We start from the raw sequence: 19,052 nt of genomic DNA on the forward strand, positions 1-19,052 counted from the left end.
CGAACCTCGCGTCGAGCAACCAACCGTCTTTTTCTAAGCGGTTTCGCAGCCCCGGCCTCCCAGGTCGGGGCTCGCCGCTCGAGAGTTTCCAGTCGTGAACCCAGCGCCCCTAGTCAGTATCGTCATCCCCGCCTTCAACCCGCGTTTCTTCAGCCAGGCCCTGGACAGTGCCTTGGCACAGACCTATCAGCCACTGGAAATCGTCGTTTGCGACGACAGCGCCGACGATCAGATCCAGCGTATCGTTGAAGCCGTCGCCGAGCCTGCGCACCCTGTGCGTTATCTGCGCAACCCACAACGCCTGGGGTTGCAGAAGAACGTTCTGCGCTGTGTCGAAGAGGCGCGTGGCGAACTGATCAAGGTGTTGTGCGACGACGATCGGCTGTTTGCACCCTGCATCGCCCTACAGGCGCCGGTGTTGATCGACAACCCGGATATCAATCTGGTGTGCGCGCTACGGGTATTCAGTGACGCTGGGAACTTCATCCTGCCGCCACGGCTCGACAACTGCCGTTTCACCTACAACGATGCCGTGCTCAAGGGCGAGGACATGCTGGCGATCTTCGAGAGCACGCCGCGCAATTTCCTTGGCAACTTCAGCTCGGCGCTGATGCGTCGTGCTGATGTGCTGGAACTGCTGCCGGCATTGATCCAGGAGGGCGCGGGTTTTGTCGCGCTGCTGGATTTCGCTCTGTTCATCTGTCTGATGCGCCGTGGCAATCTCGCGGCGCTGGTGACAGTGCTCAGTTGCGAACGCCTGTACCCTGGGCGCCTGAGCGCTACCCCGGAAATGCTCAAGCAGGCACGCAGTGAGTGGGAGTGGCTGGTGCAGATGCTGGCCGCCCGCAGCGGCGAGTCGGCGCCAGCGGCAGGCTGGGTACGGTATGTCGATATGGCCCGGGAGGCCGAGCAGCCGCGCAACTGGCAGGAGCTGTGCGTGACTCGGGTGCTGGGCAACCGCAGTACCGTGGTCGATGGCCGGGTCGGTGGCGAGAGCATCAGTTACGAGGATTTCTATCGGGAGTGGCTGTCGGTACGCAAGTTCTCAGCAGTGGAGCGGCGGCTGATGTCTCAGCGCATCGACAGCTGGCCGCGGCGGGTGCAGCTGGTGCCGGTGGTCCTTGACTTTGAGGGCGATGGCGAGGCGCTTGCCCGGACTCTGGACAGCATTGAGGGGCAGTTGTTCGCGCCTGCCGCAGTGCTGGTGTTGTCGGTAGGCGAAGAGTCGGTGCGTGATCGGGTTCTGCATCAGTCTCTGCGAGGCGACTGGGTGCAGCAGCTCAATGAGCTGCTGCCGCAGTTGGAAGGTGGCGACTGGTTCTATCTGCTGCAGGCTGGTGATCGCCTGCAGGCGTCGGCACTGTTGATCCTTGCCGAGCGCATTGCCAATACCCCGGCCATGCTCTGTGCCTACAGCGATGAAGGCGCGCTGGTAGAGGGTGAGTCGTCGGAGCCGGTGTTCAAGCCTGACTTCAACCTCGACCTGATGCGTTCCTATCCCTATGTCGGCCGTGCCCTGGCTTTTTCTCGCGAGCGTTTCATGGCCGAAGGCGGGTTCGATCCGCTCCATGGCGAACTGGCGCCCCATGATCTTCTCTGGCGGATGGTGGAGGCGGCCGGGCCCGGGACCATCGAGCACATTGCCGATATCCAGTTGGAGTCCGAGTTCAGCTTCGCCCAGTGGTTGTCCCGCCCCCAGGTGATCGAGGCCAGTGAAGGGCTGGTGACGGCGCATCTGCAGCGGATCGGTGTGGAACACCGGATTGTTCACGATGACCTGCCGCTGCTCAATCGCATCGACTACCTGCATGGCAGCCGGCCGTTGGTGTCGATCATCCTGCCGTGCGGAGACTCCCTGGCGACCCTGCAGCGCTGCGTTGAAAGCCTGATCGAGCAGACGGCCTACAACCACTACGAAATTGTGCTGGTGGATGCTGGCAGTCGCGACCCGGCCATGGCTGACTGGCTGAGGGCCATGGCCCAGTTGGGGGGGGCGATGCTGCGGGTTCTGCCTTATGCCGGTCCTCACAGCCAGGCTGCGCTGATCAATAGCGCGGCGCGCCAGGCACATGGCGACTACCTGTTACTGCTCAGCCCGGGGGCGCTGATCTGTAGCGGCGACTGGCTGGATGAATTGCTCAATCAGGCCCAGCGTCCGGAGGTGGGGGTGGTGGGCGCGCGGATTTTGGCCGCCGATGGCTCCATTCTCCACGCCGGCCAGGTGCTGGGCATGGCCGGGCCCGTGAGTTCGCCCTTTGTCGGCGAAGCCATGGACGCCCGGGGCTACATGCAGCGCCTGCAAGTGGTGCAGAACTGGAGTGCGGTCAGTGACGATTGCCTGATGGTGCGCAAGGAGGTCTTCGACAGCCTGGGAGGCCTGGATGAGCGGGCCTTCGCCGACGAGTTGGGTGCGACTGACCTGTGCCTGCGGGTCGACCGCAATGGCTATCTGGTGGTCTGGACGCCTCACGCCACCCTGATGCTGCGGCCAGCGTCGCCAGCCGCTGACGACGGTGAGCGGCAGTTGGCCCGAGAGGCCGAGCAGGAGCGCTTCTACCAGCAGTGGATGGCGAAGATCGCTCGTGATCCGGCCTATAACCCGGCCCTGAGTCTGGGCTACTCCAGCTTCAGTCTGGAGCCGTCCTTGCGCAACAACTGGAATCCGTTCTGCAGTCGCGCCTTGCCCTTGATCCTCGGCTTGCCGGTCAACAGTTCCGCGGTCGGGCATTACCGGGTGACAGGTCCCCTGGCGGCACTGGAGGAGGCGGGGAGGGCGATTGCCCGGGTGGCCTACGAGTCGCCGTCCACGGTGGACATCGAGCGCTTGTCGCCGGATACCATCATCCTGCAGTGCCGCTACAGTGAAGGGGCGGCCGGTGACATTCTGCGGATGAAAAAATATTCCAGCGCCCTGCGGGTCTTCGAGCTCGACGACTACATCGTCAGTGCGCCGAAGAAAAATACCCACGCCCGGAACAAACCGGTGAACACCGAGCAGATGCTGCGCGAAGGCATCGGTTTGTGCGATCGCGTGGTGGTGACCACCCAGCCCCTGGCCGATGCCCTGTCGAGCATGCACAGCGACATTCGCGTGGTGCCCAACATGCTGCCGATGGAGCCCTGGGTTAACCTGGCCAGCCGTCGCGGGACCTCCAACAAGCCGCGCGTGGGTTGGGGTGGAGGCACCAGCCATACCGGCGACCTGGAAATCATCGCCGAGGTGGTGCGCGAGTTGGCCAGTGAGGTCGATTGGGTGTTCTTCGGCATGTGCCCCGATGCTCTGCGTCCCTACGTGCACGAGTTCCACTCGGTCACCAGCCTGCAAAACTATCCATTCAAGCTGGCCAGCCTGAACCTGGATCTGGCGCTGGCGCCGCTGGAGTTTCATATCTTCAACGACTGCAAGAGCAACCTGCGGCTCCTGGAATACGGTGCCTGCGGTTACCCGGTGATCTGCACCGACACCGAGGCCTATCGCGGTTTCCTGCCTTGCACCAAGGTCCGCAGCAACAGCACCGAGGAATGGTTGCAGGCGATCCGCATGCACCTGTCCGACCCGGCAGCCAGCTACCGCATGGGGGATGAGTTGCGAGAGGCGGTGCATCGCGACTTCATGCTGCGCGACGACAACCTGCGCCACTGGATGTGGGGGTGGTTGGCGGACTGATCGTTCCCCGGGCCGGCGACTGCCATCGTCGTTGGCCGGTACGTTGGGCGACCCTCCGTCCGGGGGGGGGCTCTTGCTGTCTTGCGTGGCGCCTGCGGGCGCCGCGCACGCAATTGGCGCACTTCCTGCAAGTCCTCGGCAAATCGCCATAAATCCTTCACTGCGGCGCGGTGCAAGGGACCCTTTGGTTGCGATGAATGATCTGCATCTGGCGCCGCGTCGGTCCTGAAAGGGCTGGCCTGGCCCACGAAGAGCAAGAGGACAGCGATGAAGGCAGTAATTCTGGCAGGTGGACTGGGTACGCGAATCAGCGAAGAGTCCCACCTCAAGCCCAAGCCCATGATCGAGATCGGTGGCAAGCCAATTCTTTGGCACATCATGAAGCAGTATTCCGCCCACGGAATTCATGACTTCGTGATTTGCCTGGGCTACAAGGGCTACGCGATCAAGGATTTCTTCGCCAACTATTTTCTGCACACTTCGGATGTGACCTTCGACATGCGCAACAATCGCATGGACGTGCATCAGAATTACAGCGAGCCGTGGAGCGTGACGCTGATCGACACCGGCGAGGAAACCATGACCGGCGGACGGTTGCGCCGGGCCGGACGTTACCTGCAGGAAGACGAGGCCTTCTGCTTCACCTATGGCGATGGCGTCTCCGATCTGGATATCGGTGCATTGGTGGATTTCCACAGGTCCCACGGCAAGCTGGCCACGGTCACGGCCGTGCAGCCCCCGGGCCGCTATGGCGCCCTGGATCGCGATGGCGACCAGGTCCTGGGCTTCACCGAGAAACCCCGTGGCGACGGTGGCTGGATCAACGGCGGGTTCTTCGTGTTGTCGCCTAAGGTGCTGTCCTACATCGATGACGATAGCACCACCTGGGAGGCCGAGCCGCTGATCCAGTTGGCCAAGGATCAGCAACTGAGCGCCTACGAGCATTCGGGATTCTGGCAGTCCATGGATACCCTGCGGGACAAGAATCATTTGGAGCAGCTTTGGCAAAGCGGGGAGGCCCCGTGGAAGCAATGGGACTGAGCCAGGAATTCTGGCGTGGCAAGCGGGTCCTGCTGACCGGCCATACCGGTTTCAAGGGCAGTTGGCTGAGCCTGTGGCTGCAAAGCCTGGGGGCCCAGGTCAGCGGATTCGCCCTGGATCCTGAGACCGAGCCGAGCCTGTTCGAACTGGCCCGGGTGGCCGAAGGCGTCGACGATCATCGTGGCGACCTGCGGGATTTGGGCCGCCTGCTGGAGCTGATCGCCCAGGTACAGCCGGAAATCGTCCTGCACCTGGCGGCCCAGCCGCTGGTGCGTGAGGGCTATCGTGATCCGTTGGGGACCTACTCGAGCAATGTCATGGGCACCCTGAACCTGTTGGAGGCGATTCGTCAGGTCGGTGGGGTACGTGCCTGTGTCCTGGTGACCACCGACAAGGTCTACGCCAATCAGGAGTGGCTGTGGCCCTATCGGGAGAATGAACCCTTGGGGGGGCATGATCCCTACAGTAGCAGCAAGGCATGTTGCGAGTTGCTGGCCCAGTCCTATGCCTCATCCTTCTTTGCTGCCGAGCGTTATGCCGAGCACGGCCTGGCCCTGGCCACGGCCCGGGCCGGCAACGTGCTGGGCGGTGGCGATTTCGCCCCCGAGCGCCTGATCCCTGACGTGCTCAAGGCCTGGTCGGCCGACGAGCCGGTGACCTTGCGTTATCCCCAGGCGGTACGTCCCTGGCAGCACGCCCTGGAGCCTCTGGCCGGTTACCTGCAACTGGCGGCCGGCCTGTACGTGAGCGGCCCGCAATACGCCGGGGCCTGGAACTTCGGTCCCGGCGAGCAAGACATGTGCAGCGTCGGTGAGGTAGTGGAGCTGCTGGCCCGGCACTGGCCCGAGGCCCCGGGCCTGCGGATCGAGCCCAGTGAACTGCATGAAGCGGGTCTGTTGCGGCTGGACAGCAGTCGTGCTCGCCAGACGCTCGGCTGGAAGCCTCGCTGGACTTTGCAGCAATGCCTGGCGCAAACCCTGGACTGGCACTTGGCTTGGAAAAGCGGTGCCGACATGCGTGCCGTGACCCTTGGGCAGTTGAACCTGTATCGGGGGGCGCTGTGAGCGAGTTCCAGGTCCTGGCTCTGCCGATGCCCGGGTTGTATGAGGTACGCCATAAACGCTTCGAAGATCAGCGCGGGCATTTCTCCCGGTTGTTCTGCGAAGGCAGCCTGAGTGCCTTTGGCCAGCCCTTTCACATCCGTCAGATCAATCATTCCTGCACGCGCGAGCGTGGCAGTGTGCGCGGCCTGCACTATCAGACCGCAGCGCGGCCCGAGGCCAAACTCATCAGTTGCTTGCGCGGTGAAGTCTGGGATGTCGCGGTGGACCTGCGCCCCGAGTCGCCGACCTTTTTGCATTGGCATGCCGAGCACCTGCGTGGCGGCGATGGGCGCAGCCTGTTGCTGCCGGCGGGTTTCGCCCATGGCTTCCAGGCCCTGAGCGACGACGCCGAGTTGCTCTACCTGCACAGCGCCGACTATGCCCCGGAGCACGAGGCCGGGTTGTCGGTGCTGGACCCGCGGCTGGCGATCAACTGGCCGTTGCCTGTCAATAATCTGTCGACCCGGGATGCCAGCCATCCCTTGCTCGATGACGCATTCGCTGGAGTTTCTCTATGAATTGCCGCGGTTGTGGCGCTGGCCTGAGTCTGCCCCTGATCGACCTGGGCACCTCGCCGCCATCCAATGCCTACCTGCGTGCAGGGCAGTTGGATCAGGCTGAGCAATGGGTGCCGCTCAAGGTCCAGGTCTGTCAGCAATGCTGGCTGGTGCAGACCGAGGATTACACTCGCGCTGATCACCTGTTCGACGCCGACTACGCTTATTTCAGCTCGTTCTCCAGCACCTGGTTGCAGCATGCCCGGGACTACGTGGCGCAGATGGTCGAGCGTTTCGGCCTGGATGCCCGCAGTCGGGTGGTGGAAGTGGCGGCCAACGACGGCTACCTGTTGCAGTACGTGGCCCAGCGTGACATCCCTTGCCTGGGGGTCGAGCCGACCCGCAGCACCGCCCAGGCGGCGCGGGACAAGGGCTTGCAGATCCGCGAGCTGTTCTTCGGCCGTGGCACCGCCGCGCAATTGCTGGAGGAGGGCTGGGCCGCGGACTTGATGGCGGCCAACAATGTGCTGGCTCATGTGCCGGACATCAACGATTTCCTCTGCGGTTTCGCTACGTTGCTCAAACCGACAGGGGTGGCGACTTTCGAGTTTCCCCAATTGCTGACCCTGATGGCGGGACAGCAGTTCGACACCCTGTACCACGAACACTATTCCTACCTGTCGCTGACCGCGGTCCTGAGCCTGTGCCAGCGCAACGGCCTGGAAGTCTTTGACGTCCAGACCCTGGCCACCCATGGCGGTTCTCTGCGGGTCTTCGTGCAGCGCATCGACGGCTTGCGCCGGCCGGTGCAAGACGGCGTGGCGCAGCAGTTGCTGTTGGAACAGCAAGCCGGGGTGAACACGCCCGAGTACTACCAGACCCTGGCGCCAGCCGCGCAGCGGATCAAGCACGAGTTGCTGCGCTTCCTGCTTCAGGCCAAGGCCGAAGGCAAGCGCGTGGTGGGCTACGGCGCGGCAGCCAAGGGCAATACCTTGCTCAACTACGCTGGGGTCAAGGCCGACTTGCTGGCCTGGGTCGCCGACGCCAGCCCGCACAAGCAGGGCAAGTTCCTGCCTGGCAGTCGCATCCCGGTGGTGGCACCCGAGCGCATCGACCAGGAGCAGCCGGACTATGTGCTGGTGTTGCCCTGGAACCTGTTGGGCGAAGTCAGCGAGCAACTGGCCCAGGTGCGGCAATGGGGCGGGCGTTTCGTGATCGCCGTGCCCGAGTTGACGCTCCTTTGAGCGGCATGACACTCCTGGTTACCGGCGCCACGGGGTTTGTCGGCCGGCATCTGGTCGCGGCGTTGTTGTCCAGGGGATGCCGCGTACGTGCGGTGGCGCGGGATGCGGACAAGGCGCGGCAGATGCCCTGGTTCGACGCGGTGGAGTTTCGCGCGCTGGATGTGCATGACCCGCAGCTGGATGTCGCGGCCCTGGTGGACGGGGTCGATGCCTTGGCCCACCTGGCCTGGCCCGGATTGCCGAACTACCAGGCGCTGTTTCACCTGGAGCACAACCTGATGGCCGATTATCGCTTTATCAAGGCGGTGGTCGAGGCGGGGGTGAGCCAGGTGCTGGTCACCGGCACCTGCTTCGAGTACGGCATGCAGAGCGGACCTTTGACAGAGCAGACCGAGGCTCGTCCAGGCAATCCCTACGGCTTGGCCAAGCACAGCCTGCATTTGTTTCTACAAGCCCTGCAGCAGCAGTTGCCCTTCAGCTTGCAATGGGCGCGGCTGTTCTACCTGCATGGCCCAGGACAGAATCCCAAGAGCCTGCTGGCGGCACTGGATCGGGCCATCGACGCCGGTGATGAAGTGTTCGACATGTCCGGCGGCGAGCAGTTGCGGGACTACCTGGCCATCGAGGAAGCGGCCGGCTACCTCGCGGCACTGCTGCGCCAGCGGACGTTTTCCGGGGTGGTCAATTGCTCCAGCGGCCGGCCGATCGCCGTGCGTTCCCTGGTGGAGCAGCGCATCGCCCAGCGCGGTTCGGCGATGCGCCTGAACCTGGGGCACTACCCGTACCCGGACTACGAACCCATGGCGTTCTGGGGCTTGAACCAGCGCTTGTTGCAAATAACAGGAGCCGAACATGGCGCATGAGTTGTATCGGGTCGCCGACTTGCCGGTGTTGCAGAACCGTACCTTCGCCGATGCCCAGAGTGCTCGCGCCTCGGCTGCAGCGGACATCGTGCTGGTGCAGGATCTCAAGAGCGGGTTGATCTTCAATCAGGCCTTCGATGCCGACAAGCTCAGCTACGACAGCGACTACCAGAACGAACAGGCCCATTCGGTGCAGTTCCAGCAGCACCTGATGGATGTGGAGGGCATCATCGCCCAGCACTTCAAGGGGCGTGAGCTGATCGAGGTCGGTTGCGGCAAGGGCTATTTCCTTGAATTGCTGCGCAGTGAGGGCTATGCCATCACTGGGATCGACCCGGCCTACGAGGGCACCAACCCCGAGGTGATCAAGGCGCCTTTCACCCGTGGCCTGGGGCTGGCTGCCGAGGCCATCGTGCTGCGTCATGTGCTGGAGCATATTGCCGATCCGCTGGCCTTTCTGGCAGAGATTGCCGATGCCAACCAGGGCGGGCAGATCTATATCGAAGTGCCGTGTTTCGACTGGATTCTCGAGCATCGCGCCTGGTTCGACGTGTTCTATGAGCACGTCAACTACTTCCGCCTCGAGGACCTGCAGCGCATGTTCGGCACCGTGCATGAGGCCGGGCACCTGTTTGGCGGCCAGTACCTGTATGTGGTGGCGGACCTGGGCAGCTTGACGTCGTCGTTGCCGGCGCCGATCCAGCCCTTGCAGATGCCGGCGGATTTCACCGCCAGCATCGAGTGCGCCAAACGCATCATCGGCTCGGCGCCGCACACCGCTGCCGGGATCTGGGGCGCGTCGTCCAAGGGCGTGATCTATTCGCTGTTCCTGCAACGCGCGGGTGTGGCGGTGGATCAGGTCGTCGATATCAACCCGGCCAAACAGGGCCGGTACCTGCCGCTCAGTGGCATGCGTGTGTCATCGCCACAAGAAGCCATGGAGGCACTGCCGGCAGGCGCCAACCTGTTTGTGATGAATTCCAACTACCTCGAAGAAATCAAGCGCATGACCGACGGCCGTTATGTCTATCACGCCGTCGACAGCGCTTCGTTCAGCTAATTTGCCATTGAGAACCGAACATGACCGAGCACAACGTCATTCAAGCCTTTGAACAAGAATGCCAGGCGCAGATCAGCGCCCAGGGCCAGGATGAGAAACTCAAGGGCCTGGCCCGTGACTTTTTCAACGAGTCCGCGACCCACAAATACAGCTATCACTTTTCCTGGATGGGCCGGCCGATCATCCAGCTGCCCCAGGACATGATGGCGATGCAGGAGATCATCTGGCAGGTCAAGCCGGACCTGGTGATCGAATGCGGCATCGCCCACGGCGGCTCGATCATCTACTACGCCTCGCTGCTGGAGTTGCAGGGCCATGGCGAAGTGCTGGGCATCGACCTGGATATCCGCCCGCACAACCGCGAAGCCATCGAGCAGCATCCGATGAGCAAGCGGATCCGCATGATCGAAGGTTCGAGCATCGACCCGGCCATCGCCGAGCAGGTACGGGCCGCCGCTGCCGGCAAGAAGGTGATCCTGGTCCTGGACTCCAACCATACCCACGAGCACGTGCTCGAAGAGCTGCGTCTGTATGCGCCGCTGGTGTCGGTGGACAGCTACTGCGTGGTCATGGACACCGTGGTCGAGGACATGCCGGAAAGCTTCTTCCCGGATCGTCCCTGGGGCCCGGGTGACAACCCGAAAACCGCAGTCTGGGCCTATCTGGAGGAGAACCGCGATTTCGAGATCGACTACCAGATGCAGAACAAGCTGCTGATCACCGTGGCGCCGGACGGTTACCTGCGTCGGGTTCGTTAATAATCAATGGTTGCAGGTTCAAGGCGTTTGGCCGGTTGTGGGGAAGTACCTATGTGGGTTGGAGACAAAGCAATGAATGACAAAGCAGCGTTGAGTGAGCGGTTCACCCTGGTGCTGTTGTCCCACAATCGCAAAGCGTTCATGCGGCGCACCTTGCAGTATTACAGCACCTATCCGTGCTCGATCCTGGTACTGGATTCGTCGCTGGAGGCGGATGAGTCACTGGCGCAGCTCTATCCCCAGGTCGACTACCGGCATCTGCCGCAGTTCAGCTACAAGGGCCTGCAGGACAAGCTGACCTATGGCATGAGCCTGGTGACCACGCCCTACATGGCGTTCGCTGCCGATGACGATTTTCTCCTCCATGATGCGCTGACCAGCTCCCTGGAGTTTCTTGAGGCCCGTCCCGACTACGGGCTGTGCCATGGCTACGGGATGATGTATCTGGCCCGGGCTTCGGAAACCAATTACTACCGCCGTGATCGCCGGGTCATGGAGGACTATGACGCCGATGATGCCCAGGATCGGGTGATGAACTTCATGGGGCATTTCCTGCCGCCGTTCTATGCGGTAACCCGCACCGACCTGCTGCGCCAGTGGTATGAGCTGCTGCCGCCGGGAGTGAGTTTCGAATGGCAGGAAATCGGTCACTCCTTCTTCCTGCTGGCCTGTGCCAAGGCGCGGATCCTGCCGATTCCGTTTGCCGTGCGTGAGGCCAACTACGGGGCCTCGGAGCACAACACCAATGTGCTGACGGTGCTGACCTACAAGGACGCGCAATCGGTGGCCCAGCGTGAGGCGTTCGCCGAGTTCCTCGCCTCGCTGCCCACCGGTTTCAGTGGTCGGGACCCCGAGCAGGTGAAGCAGATCGCCCTGGACAGTTTCACTGCCATGGCCGACTGCCTGCTCAGCGGACGTTCCCTCAAGGGCACGGCGATCTTCCGTTCGGCCTGGGTCGAGGTCGGGGCCGCGCCGGTGCGCTCCTTCGGTCCCGAGCAGTTCGTCGAGATGCCCTTCTACAACCAGCCGATGTTCGATCTGCTGACCGAGTTGGAATTCCTCATGCACGCCATGCCCACTGGGCGCCTGCAGCTCAAAGAGCTGGAGGGCGTGTTGCTGCGTCAGGAAGAGTTGATGCGGGTCCATCCCAACGACACGCCAGAGAGCCTGCGCGCCCGGTTGTGGGAAGCGTTGACCCTGAACCTGTTCAACCGCGAGGTGGTCAAGCGCCTGGCCGAGTCGATGCTGGGCAGCGACGAGCCCGAGGAAGCGCGCAAGCTGCAGGCCTGGGCCGAGCGCCTGGCGTCGGTACCGGGGGCAGACAGTCGTGCCCTGTTCGATGCGACCGAGTCGGGACGCTTGCTCAAATGGCTCGAGGCCCGTGCTCCGGAGCCGGCACAGTTGAGTGCCATCGCTGCGCACCTGGCCCGTCATGCCGGTGGTCCGCAGGTGCAGATCCTGTTGCTGGACCTGGACGCTGACCTGGTCAAGTTGCAGGCCACGCTCGACAGTCTGCTGGCCGGTCATTACAAGGCGTTCAAGCTGGTGGTGTTCACCACGGGCGAGCTGCCGGCCACCACCACGGCCCAGGACACCTTGCACTTCGTCAAGGTCACGGAAAACAACTACGTCGAGCGCATCAATCAGGCCATGGCCCAGTCTCGCGCCGACTGGGTGCTGTTGGCCGAGTCCGGTGATCAGTTCACCGCCAGCGGCCTGCTGCGGGCGAGCCTGGAATTGCTCGGTGCCGAAGGCATTCGGGCCGTGGCCATGGACGAGATCCAGCGCCGTGCCGATGCCACCTTGACTTCAGTGTTCCGCCCCGGGGTCAACCTCGATCAATTGCAAGGCACGCCGGCGCTGATGGCCCGGCATTGGCTGCTGGACCGCGAGACGGTGCTGCGGGTCGGTGGTTTCTCCCGTGAACTCAAGCAGGCGCTGGAGCTGGACCTGCTGCTGCGCCTGATCCAGGACGGCGGCCTGGCCGGCCTGGCCCACCTGGCCGAGCCCCTGCTGATTTGTCAGGCCCCTGGAGACAAGGCGGAGACCGAAGAGCGGCAGGTGCTGACCCGGCACCTGGCCGCACGAGGCTATCGCGCTCAGGTAGGCTCGGCGCAACCGGGCACCTACCAGATCGAGTATCAGCACGCCGAGCGGCCGCTGGTGTCGATCATTCTGCCCAGTGAGGACAATTTCGCCGAGTTACAACGCTGCCTGGTCAGCGTCCTGCAGCGCACCCGCTACCAGCGCTATGAAGTGCTGATCGCCGAAAACCACAACCAGAGTGCCGAGCTCGACAGCTGGCTGACCAGCCTTGAAGGTCGCGGCGAGCGCTTTCGTGTGTTGCGCAGCGGCCAACGCCTGAGCGCTTCGGCCTTGTTCAACATGGCTTGCCGGGAAGCACGGGGCGAGTACCTGGTGCTGCTTGCGGCCGATGCTGAGGTGGTCAACGCCAATTGGATCGAGAGCCTGCTCAACCAGGCCCAGCGTCCGGAAGTCGGGATCGTCGGTGCCAAACTGGTGAACGAAAACGGTGTGACCACCCAGGCCGGGCTGATCCTGGGCTTCGACGGCCACCTGGGTTCGGCCTTTGCGGGTGAAGCCAAGGATGCAGCGGGCTACATGAACAGCCTGTGGGTGGAGAAGAATTATTCAGCGGTGTCCGGTGCCTGTCTGATGATCGGCAAAGCGCTGTTCGAGGCGGTGGGCGGGCTGGACGAAGAGCATTTCGACCAGGCCTTCGCCGATGTCGACCTGTGCCTGAAAGTGGCTGATGCCGGCTACCTCACAGTATTGACGCCCCAGGCCCAGGTGCAGCATCCGGGGACGTTGCCGCAACATCCACAGGCGGCTGCGGCGCTGCAAGACAAATGGGCGGCGCGCTTTGCCCAGGATATTGCCTATAACCAGAACCTGGCGTTGAGCGGTAAGGGCTTTGCTCTCAGTGCGGGGCAAAGGGTGGATTGGTTGCAGATGCTCGCTAACTGATCGCTGTCTTAAGGGATATAAGCATGCTCAACAGTCAACTGATTGTCTGCTTTGCGTTTCGCCGCTTGAGCTCATCTGTGTGCGGAGGGGCGTTGCAATGACTCCTTATCGTATTCCGTATGGGTGTCAAAGCATCAATCAGTCTGACATTGACGCAGTGGTGGAAGTGCTTAAGTCTCCCTGGTTGACCCAGGGGCCAACCATTGAGCGCTTCGAGCAGGCTTTGGCCGACTACTGTCAGGCCGAGTATGCGGTTGCAGTGTGCAACGCAACGGCGGCACTGCATATTGCTTGCCTGACTGCCGGTCTGGGGCAAGGGGACTCTCTGTGGACGAGTCCCAATACTTTTGTCGCCTCGGCCAACTGTGCCCGTTACTGCGGTGCGAGCGTGGACTTTGTCGATATCAATCCCCATACCTGGAATATGGATGCAGACTTGTTGGAGCAGAAGCTGGCAGCAGCTGAGTTGAGCGGTACTTTGCCGAAGGTGGTTGTAGTTGTCGCATTCGCTGGACAGAGTGCCGATTTGCAATTTATTGCTCAGCTTTCCGAGCGCTATGGTTTTGTCTTGATCGAAGATGCGGCGCATGCCGTAGGCGCTTCCTATCTTGGGCGCCCAGTAGGTTGCGGTGCTCATGCCGCGATGACCATCTTTAGTTTTCATCCGGTGAAAATCATCACCAGTGGCGAAGGCGGGATGGTGCTTACCAACCGACCGGAGTTCGCCGAACGACTGCGACGTTTGCGCAGTCATGGCATTACCGGCGATCCGGCACTGATGCAGGTCTCGGATAAAGGCCTGTGGTATTACCAGCAACTGGAGCTGGGCTTCAATTATCGGATGACCGACCTGCATGCGGCACTTGGGCTTTCGCAGGTCGCTAGGCTGGATGAGTTTGTGGCGCGGCGTCGAGAGTTGGCGGCGCGTTATCAGGGCTTGCTGATGGACCTGCCGCTGACCTTGCCGGTGGTGCAGAGCGGGGCTGAATCAGCTTGGCATTTGTATGTGGTGCGTCTCGATTTGACCTGCATAAAGCTGACGCAGAAGCAAGTTTTCGATGCGCTGCGTTCGGCGGGATTAGGGGTGAACCTGCACTACATTCCGGTGCATTTACAGCCTTACTACAAAGAGCAAGGGTTTGCCGAGGGTGACTTTCCTGAGGCCGAGCGCTATTTCCTGGAAGCCATCAGTTTGCCACTTTTTCCAGAACTGACTGATGAGCTACAGGATGAAGTGGTGGCACATTTACAACGAATTTTGGGCTGAGAGTTGTTCATGAAAGCTCCTGCCGGGTATTACGGGCGATGCAGCGAAACTTCTGCAGTATGTGCCTACTTTCTACCCAAAATCTGGGTAGATGGTTTGGAGTCTGGTGTGTGAGTTGTGTTGCGATCATCCCCGCCCGTGGTGGCAGCAAACGTCTGCCACGCAAGAATCTCAAGCCGTTCGAGGGCGTACCCATGCTCGCCCGTTCCATCGACAAGGCGCTGAGTTCAGGGTTGTTCCAGCGAGTGGTGGTCAGTACCGACGATCATGAAATCGCGGAGTTGGCTGTCGCCTGTGGTGCTGAGGTGCCTTTTATCCGACCTCCCTCTCTGGCCGATGACTTTACCGGCACCGCGGCGGTGATTGTCCATGCCTTGCAGGCGTTGCGACAACAGGGGCGGGAATACCAGTACGCCTGTTGCATCTATGCAACTGCGCCCTTGCTGCAGGAGCGTTACTTGCGTCAGGGGCTGGAGATGTTGATGCAACACCCGGACAAGAGCTTTGCCTTTTCAGTGTGCGGTTTCGGCTTTCCCGTGCAGCGGGCTTTGATCCTCGATGAGCAAGGGGCGCTCGATGCACTGTATCCGCAATTTTGTCAAAGTCGCTCCCAGGATCTGCCGCCTGCCTATCAGGATGCGGCGCAGTTCTATTGGGGCCGGAGCCAGGCCTGGCTGGAGGGCGAGGTGCTGTTCTCGCCTCGCAGCCTGCCAGTGATCCTGCCCCGGCATCTGGTGCAGGACATCGATACCGAAGAGGACTGGCGGCGCGCCGAATACCTGTATGCCGCGCTCAAGGCCGGGGGGGAGCTGGAGTGAGGGTGCTGATCCGCGCCGACGCTTCGCCGGCCATCGGCAGTGGCCATGTGGCTCGCTGCCTGACTCTGGCCCAGGAACTGCGCCGCCAGGGCGCTGAAGTGGCATTTGCTTGTCGACGTCTGTCCGGGCATCGCCTGGAGGCGTTGCAGGCCGAGGGGTTCCAGACTTTCGAATTGCCGGAACGCTATGCCGGCGAGCATCCCGAATTGGGGATCGAGGCGCCCTTGCCCTGGCAGGCGGACATCGCCGCGTTGCAGCTGGCACTGGCCACTCAAGCAGCCTTCGATTGGGTGCTGGTGGACCATTACGGCCTTGATCATCAATGGCAGAGTGCGGCTCGGCAGTGGGCGCCCAGGATCGCCGCCATCGACGACCTGGCCAACCGCAGGCACGCCGTGGACCTGTTGCTGGACCAGAATTTCAGCGGCGGCGCCCAGGCCTATGCCGGGTTGTACGACGAGCGCTGCCGGACCCTGTTCGGCCCGCATTTTGCCCTGCTGCGTGAAGAGTTCCGACGCCCCGCAGTGCCGATTCGCCCCCAGCCGCGGCGGGTGCTAGTGAACTTCGGCGGCTTCGATGCCGCCGGTCAGACCCACAAGGCCATGTTGGCACTGCTGGATTTTCACGATCTGCAGGTGGACTTCGTCGCCGGCAGCGGCAACCCGGACTGGCAGGCCATGCAGGCCCTGGCTGCCGAACGGCCGCACTGGCGACTGCACAGCTATGTGAAGGATTTTGCCGGGCTGTTGGCCGAGGCCGACCTGTGCCTGGGCGCGGGAGGCGGCACCAGCTGGGAGCGGGCGGTATTGGGCGTGCCTACGCTGTGCATCACCGTGGCCGCTAACCAGGAGGCCAATGCCCGGTTGCTGGCCGAGGCGGGTGCCCACTTGTACCTGGGGGCCTGTGAGCAGGCCAGCGTGGAGCAGGTGCGCCAGGCCCTGAGCCTGTTGCTGGGCAATCCGGGGCTGCGGCATAGCCTGTCTCGCCGGGCCCGCGAGTTGGTGGATGGTCGGGGCGTGCAGCGAGTGGCGGCGGCGTTGTTCACTGCGGTACTGCGCTTGCGTCCGGCGACTGTGGAGGATGCCCGGCTGCTGTTCGAGGGGCGCAATGCTGAGCCTGTCAGGCGTTGGTCCCAGCAGCCTGAGGCGCTTGAGTGGCCGGACCATGTGCGCTGGCTGGAGGCCGCTGTGAATGATCCGCAGCGGCTGTTGCTGATAGCGGAAACAGCCGCAGGTGCCGTGGGGGGGCTGCGCTATGACCGCCAAGGCATTCAGGCGGATGTGTCGATCTACCTGTTTGCCGAACACTTGGGGCTAGGTTGGGGGCGGGCATTGCTGGAGCAGGGCGAGGCTTGGCTGATGCGCCATTGGCCCGATGTGCAGCGCCTGGGGGCTCGGGTGCTGGCAGAGAATCAGGTTTCGCTGACATTGTTTCGCCGGGCCGGCTATTGCCAGGCACCCTGTGAATTCACCCGTGTGTTGAAGGAACATCTGGATGACTAGTTTCAAGATCGGCTCGCGCTGCGTGGGCGCGGGTGCGGCGCCGTTGATCATCGCCGAGATGAGCGGCAACCATAATCAGTCGCTGGATGTGGCCCTGCAGATTGTCGAGGCCGCAGCCAGGGCCGGTGCCCATGCCCTGAAGTTACAGACCTACACCGCCGACACCATGACCCTGGACCTGGATCAGGGGGAGTTTTTCATCAAGGACCCAGGCAGTCTCTGGGCCGGGTCGTCTTTGTATGACCTGTACCAGCGTGCCCATACGCCATGGGAGTGGCACGAGCCGATCTTCGCTCGGGCGAGGGAGCTGGGCATGCTGGCGTTTTCCACGCCGTTCGACGAGAGCGCGGTGGACTTTCTCGAGAGCCTCGACGTTCCGGCCTACAAGATCGCCAGTTTTGAAAACACCGACCTGCCGCTGATTCGCCGGGTCGCCGCCACCGGCAAGCCGCTGATCATCTCCACCGGCATGGCCAGCATCGCCGAGCTCGATGAAAGCGTGCAGGCTGCCAGGCAGGCCGGCTGCCGGGATCTGGTGCTGCTCAAATGCACCAGCACTTATCCGGCGTCGCCGGCCAACAGCAATCTAATGACCATTCCTCACATGCGTCAGTTGTTTGGCTGTGAAGTGGGGTTGTCTGATCACAGCATGGGAGTGGGCGTTTCGGTCGCCGCGGTGGCGCTGGGAGCTAGCGTGATCGAGAAACACTTCACCCTGGATCGCTCAGCGGGTGGGGTCGACGCCAGTTTCTCCCTGGAACCGGAGGAATTGGCCAGCCTGGTGGTGGAGACCGAGCGGGCCTGGCAGGCCATGGGGCAGGTGCATTATGGCGCCACCCAGGCTGAACACGCGTCGTTGGTCTACCGCCGATCCTTGTATGTCACCTGTGACATGCAGGCCGGAGAGCTGTTCAGCGCCGACAACGTGCGGGCCATTCGCCCCGGGTTGGGTTTGGCCCCCAAGCACTACGACGCGCTGATTGGGCGTCGTGCGCGGCGGCCGCTGAAGCGTGGTACGCCATTGAATTGGGCATTCGTCGAATAGGTCTTTGTTGGACTCATTCGGCAAAATGGCGTGACCTGTGAGTCATAACGTGCATCTTCACTGTATTGTATTGCCCGGGAAGATGGCGCCAGCCCTGCGTGACAGGTCCAGTGATAGCCCTTGGTTCTTCCCGTTGTCGCTGCATTGGCGCAAGTATCTGTGTTTTTCGGCAGCCCCTGCTCAGTGACTGGGCGGGGGTATTGAGCTGTTTATTATTGGGAAGCCGTAATGATTGGCATAAAAAGCATTGCGAGCTACGTGCCTGTAGCCGGCGTGGACAATTACGCACAAGGTGCAAAATTCGCCAAGGATGAAGAATTCATCCTGGGCAAGATCGGTTCTGCTTTTCTGCCGCGCAAAGACGCCGGGCAAGAGACTTCCGATCTGTGTGTCGAAGCAGTCAATGCCCTGTTCGCCAGTAACCCGGATCTCAAGCGCGAAGCCATCGACGTATTGATCGTGGTCACCCAGAACGGTGACGAGGAAGGGTTGCCCCACACCGCCGCGATCGTGCAGGACAAATTGGGCCTGCCAACCACCGTCGCTGCTTTCGATATCTCCCTGGGCTGTTCCGGGTATGTCTACGGAATCTATGCGATCAAGGGCTTCATGGAAGCTGCGGGCCTGAAGAACGGCCTGTTGGTCACCGCCGATCCCTACTCGAAGATCGTCGATCCCGAAGACCGCAACACCACCATGCTGTTCGGCGATGCCGCCACTGCCACCTGGCTGGGCGAGGACGCCACCTGGCAGTTGGGCAAGGCCAAATTCGGTACAGATGGCTCCGGTGCGCCGCACTTGAAAGTCACCGATGGTGTGTTTTTCATGAACGGTCGCCAGGTATTCAATTTCGCTCTGCTCAAGGTGCCAGCGCATCTGCACGAATTGCTCGCCGAGTCAGATTTGCAACCTGACGATATCGATGCGTTCTGCATTCACCAGGGCAGTGCGGCGATTGTCGATGCCGTGGCCCGGCGTTTCGAGGGGGATCCGGACAAGTTCATCAAGGACATGGTGGAAACCGGTAATACTGTTTCGTCGAGTATTCCGTTGCTGCTGGAAAAACACATGTTTGACTCCAGCTGGAAGCGCGTCGCCGTGAGCGGTTTCGGGGTCGGTTTGTCCTGGGGGTCGGCGATTATCTATCGCGCCTGAGTTTCTGCTGCGGCAACACACATAGCGCTCAAGGTGTAATCTTG

Annotated in this window: 14 protein-coding genes; all 14 read left to right on the forward strand. The window is 62.1% G+C overall.

The features are described 5' to 3' along the window. The first annotated feature begins 94 nt into the window (after positions 1–94). A complete protein-coding gene (locus PLD_RS23285; protein ID WP_159896935.1) occupies positions 95–3,667 on the forward strand; it encodes a glycosyltransferase in 3,573 nt (1,190 codons plus the stop codon). 267 nt (positions 3,668–3,934) lie between these two features. Continuing rightward, positions 3,935–4,708 (forward strand): glucose-1-phosphate cytidylyltransferase, encoded by a 774-nt coding sequence (gene rfbF, locus PLD_RS23290; protein ID WP_159896937.1) that lies wholly within the window; start codon positions 3,935–3,937, stop codon positions 4,706–4,708. After that, entirely contained in the window at positions 4,690–5,772 is a 1,083-nt protein-coding gene (gene rfbG / locus PLD_RS23295) for a CDP-glucose 4,6-dehydratase (RefSeq protein ID WP_159896938.1), read from the forward strand. The genes rfbF and rfbG overlap by 19 nt, the downstream gene beginning before the upstream one ends. Further along, the gene (locus PLD_RS23300) at positions 5,769–6,329 is read left to right on the forward strand and encodes a dTDP-4-dehydrorhamnose 3,5-epimerase family protein (RefSeq protein ID WP_159896940.1); all 561 of its coding nucleotides are present in this window, start codon (positions 5,769–5,771) and stop codon (positions 6,327–6,329) included. The genes rfbG and PLD_RS23300 overlap by 4 nt, the downstream gene beginning before the upstream one ends. Next, complete coding sequence (locus PLD_RS23305; RefSeq protein WP_159896942.1) at positions 6,326–7,552, forward strand: class I SAM-dependent methyltransferase; 1,227 nt, start codon at positions 6,326–6,328, stop codon at positions 7,550–7,552. The genes PLD_RS23300 and PLD_RS23305 overlap by 4 nt, the downstream gene beginning before the upstream one ends. Before the next feature lie 5 nt (positions 7,553–7,557). Beyond that, positions 7,558–8,415: an NAD(P)-dependent oxidoreductase gene (locus PLD_RS23310; RefSeq protein ID WP_159896944.1), complete on the forward strand. Its 858-nt coding sequence runs from the start codon at positions 7,558–7,560 to the stop codon at positions 8,413–8,415. Continuing rightward, positions 8,405–9,475, forward strand: coding sequence for a class I SAM-dependent methyltransferase (locus tag PLD_RS23315; protein ID WP_159896946.1), 1,071 nt, complete (start codon positions 8,405–8,407; stop codon positions 9,473–9,475). The genes PLD_RS23310 and PLD_RS23315 overlap by 11 nt, the downstream gene beginning before the upstream one ends. A 20-nt stretch (positions 9,476–9,495) precedes the next feature. Beyond that, positions 9,496–10,233 (forward strand): cephalosporin hydroxylase family protein, encoded by a 738-nt coding sequence (locus PLD_RS23320; protein ID WP_102878847.1) that lies wholly within the window; start codon positions 9,496–9,498, stop codon positions 10,231–10,233. Positions 10,234–10,284: 51 nt separating this feature from the next. Then, a complete protein-coding gene (locus PLD_RS23325; protein ID WP_159896948.1) occupies positions 10,285–13,221 on the forward strand; it encodes a TIGR00180 family glycosyltransferase in 2,937 nt (978 codons plus the stop codon). 97 nt (positions 13,222–13,318) lie between these two features. Next, positions 13,319–14,488, forward strand: a complete 1,170-nt coding sequence (gene pseC, locus PLD_RS23330; RefSeq protein ID WP_159896950.1) for a UDP-4-amino-4,6-dideoxy-N-acetyl-beta-L-altrosamine transaminase — start codon at positions 13,319–13,321, stop codon at positions 14,486–14,488. Between the two features lie 110 nt (positions 14,489–14,598). Next, positions 14,599–15,306 (forward strand): pseudaminic acid cytidylyltransferase, encoded by a 708-nt coding sequence (gene pseF / locus PLD_RS23335; RefSeq protein ID WP_159896952.1) that lies wholly within the window; start codon positions 14,599–14,601, stop codon positions 15,304–15,306. After that, on the forward strand, positions 15,303–16,808 hold the full coding sequence (pseG, locus tag PLD_RS23340) for a UDP-2,4-diacetamido-2,4,6-trideoxy-beta-L-altropyranose hydrolase (protein WP_159896954.1): 1,506 nt from the start codon (positions 15,303–15,305) through the stop codon (positions 16,806–16,808). The genes pseF and pseG overlap by 4 nt, the downstream gene beginning before the upstream one ends. Then, complete coding sequence (gene pseI / locus PLD_RS23345) at positions 16,801–17,853, forward strand: pseudaminic acid synthase (protein WP_159896956.1); 1,053 nt, start codon at positions 16,801–16,803, stop codon at positions 17,851–17,853. Before pseG ends, pseI begins: the two co-directional genes overlap by 8 nt. A 228-nt stretch (positions 17,854–18,081) precedes the next feature. Beyond that, positions 18,082–19,008, forward strand: coding sequence for a ketoacyl-ACP synthase III (locus PLD_RS23350; RefSeq protein WP_159896958.1), 927 nt, complete (start codon positions 18,082–18,084; stop codon positions 19,006–19,008). The last annotated feature ends 44 nt before the right edge of the window (positions 19,009–19,052 follow it).

Origin of the sequence: Pseudomonas sp. LD120 (assembly GCF_009861525.1) — a bacterium.
GTDB lineage: Bacteria > Pseudomonadota > Gammaproteobacteria > Pseudomonadales > Pseudomonadaceae > Aquipseudomonas.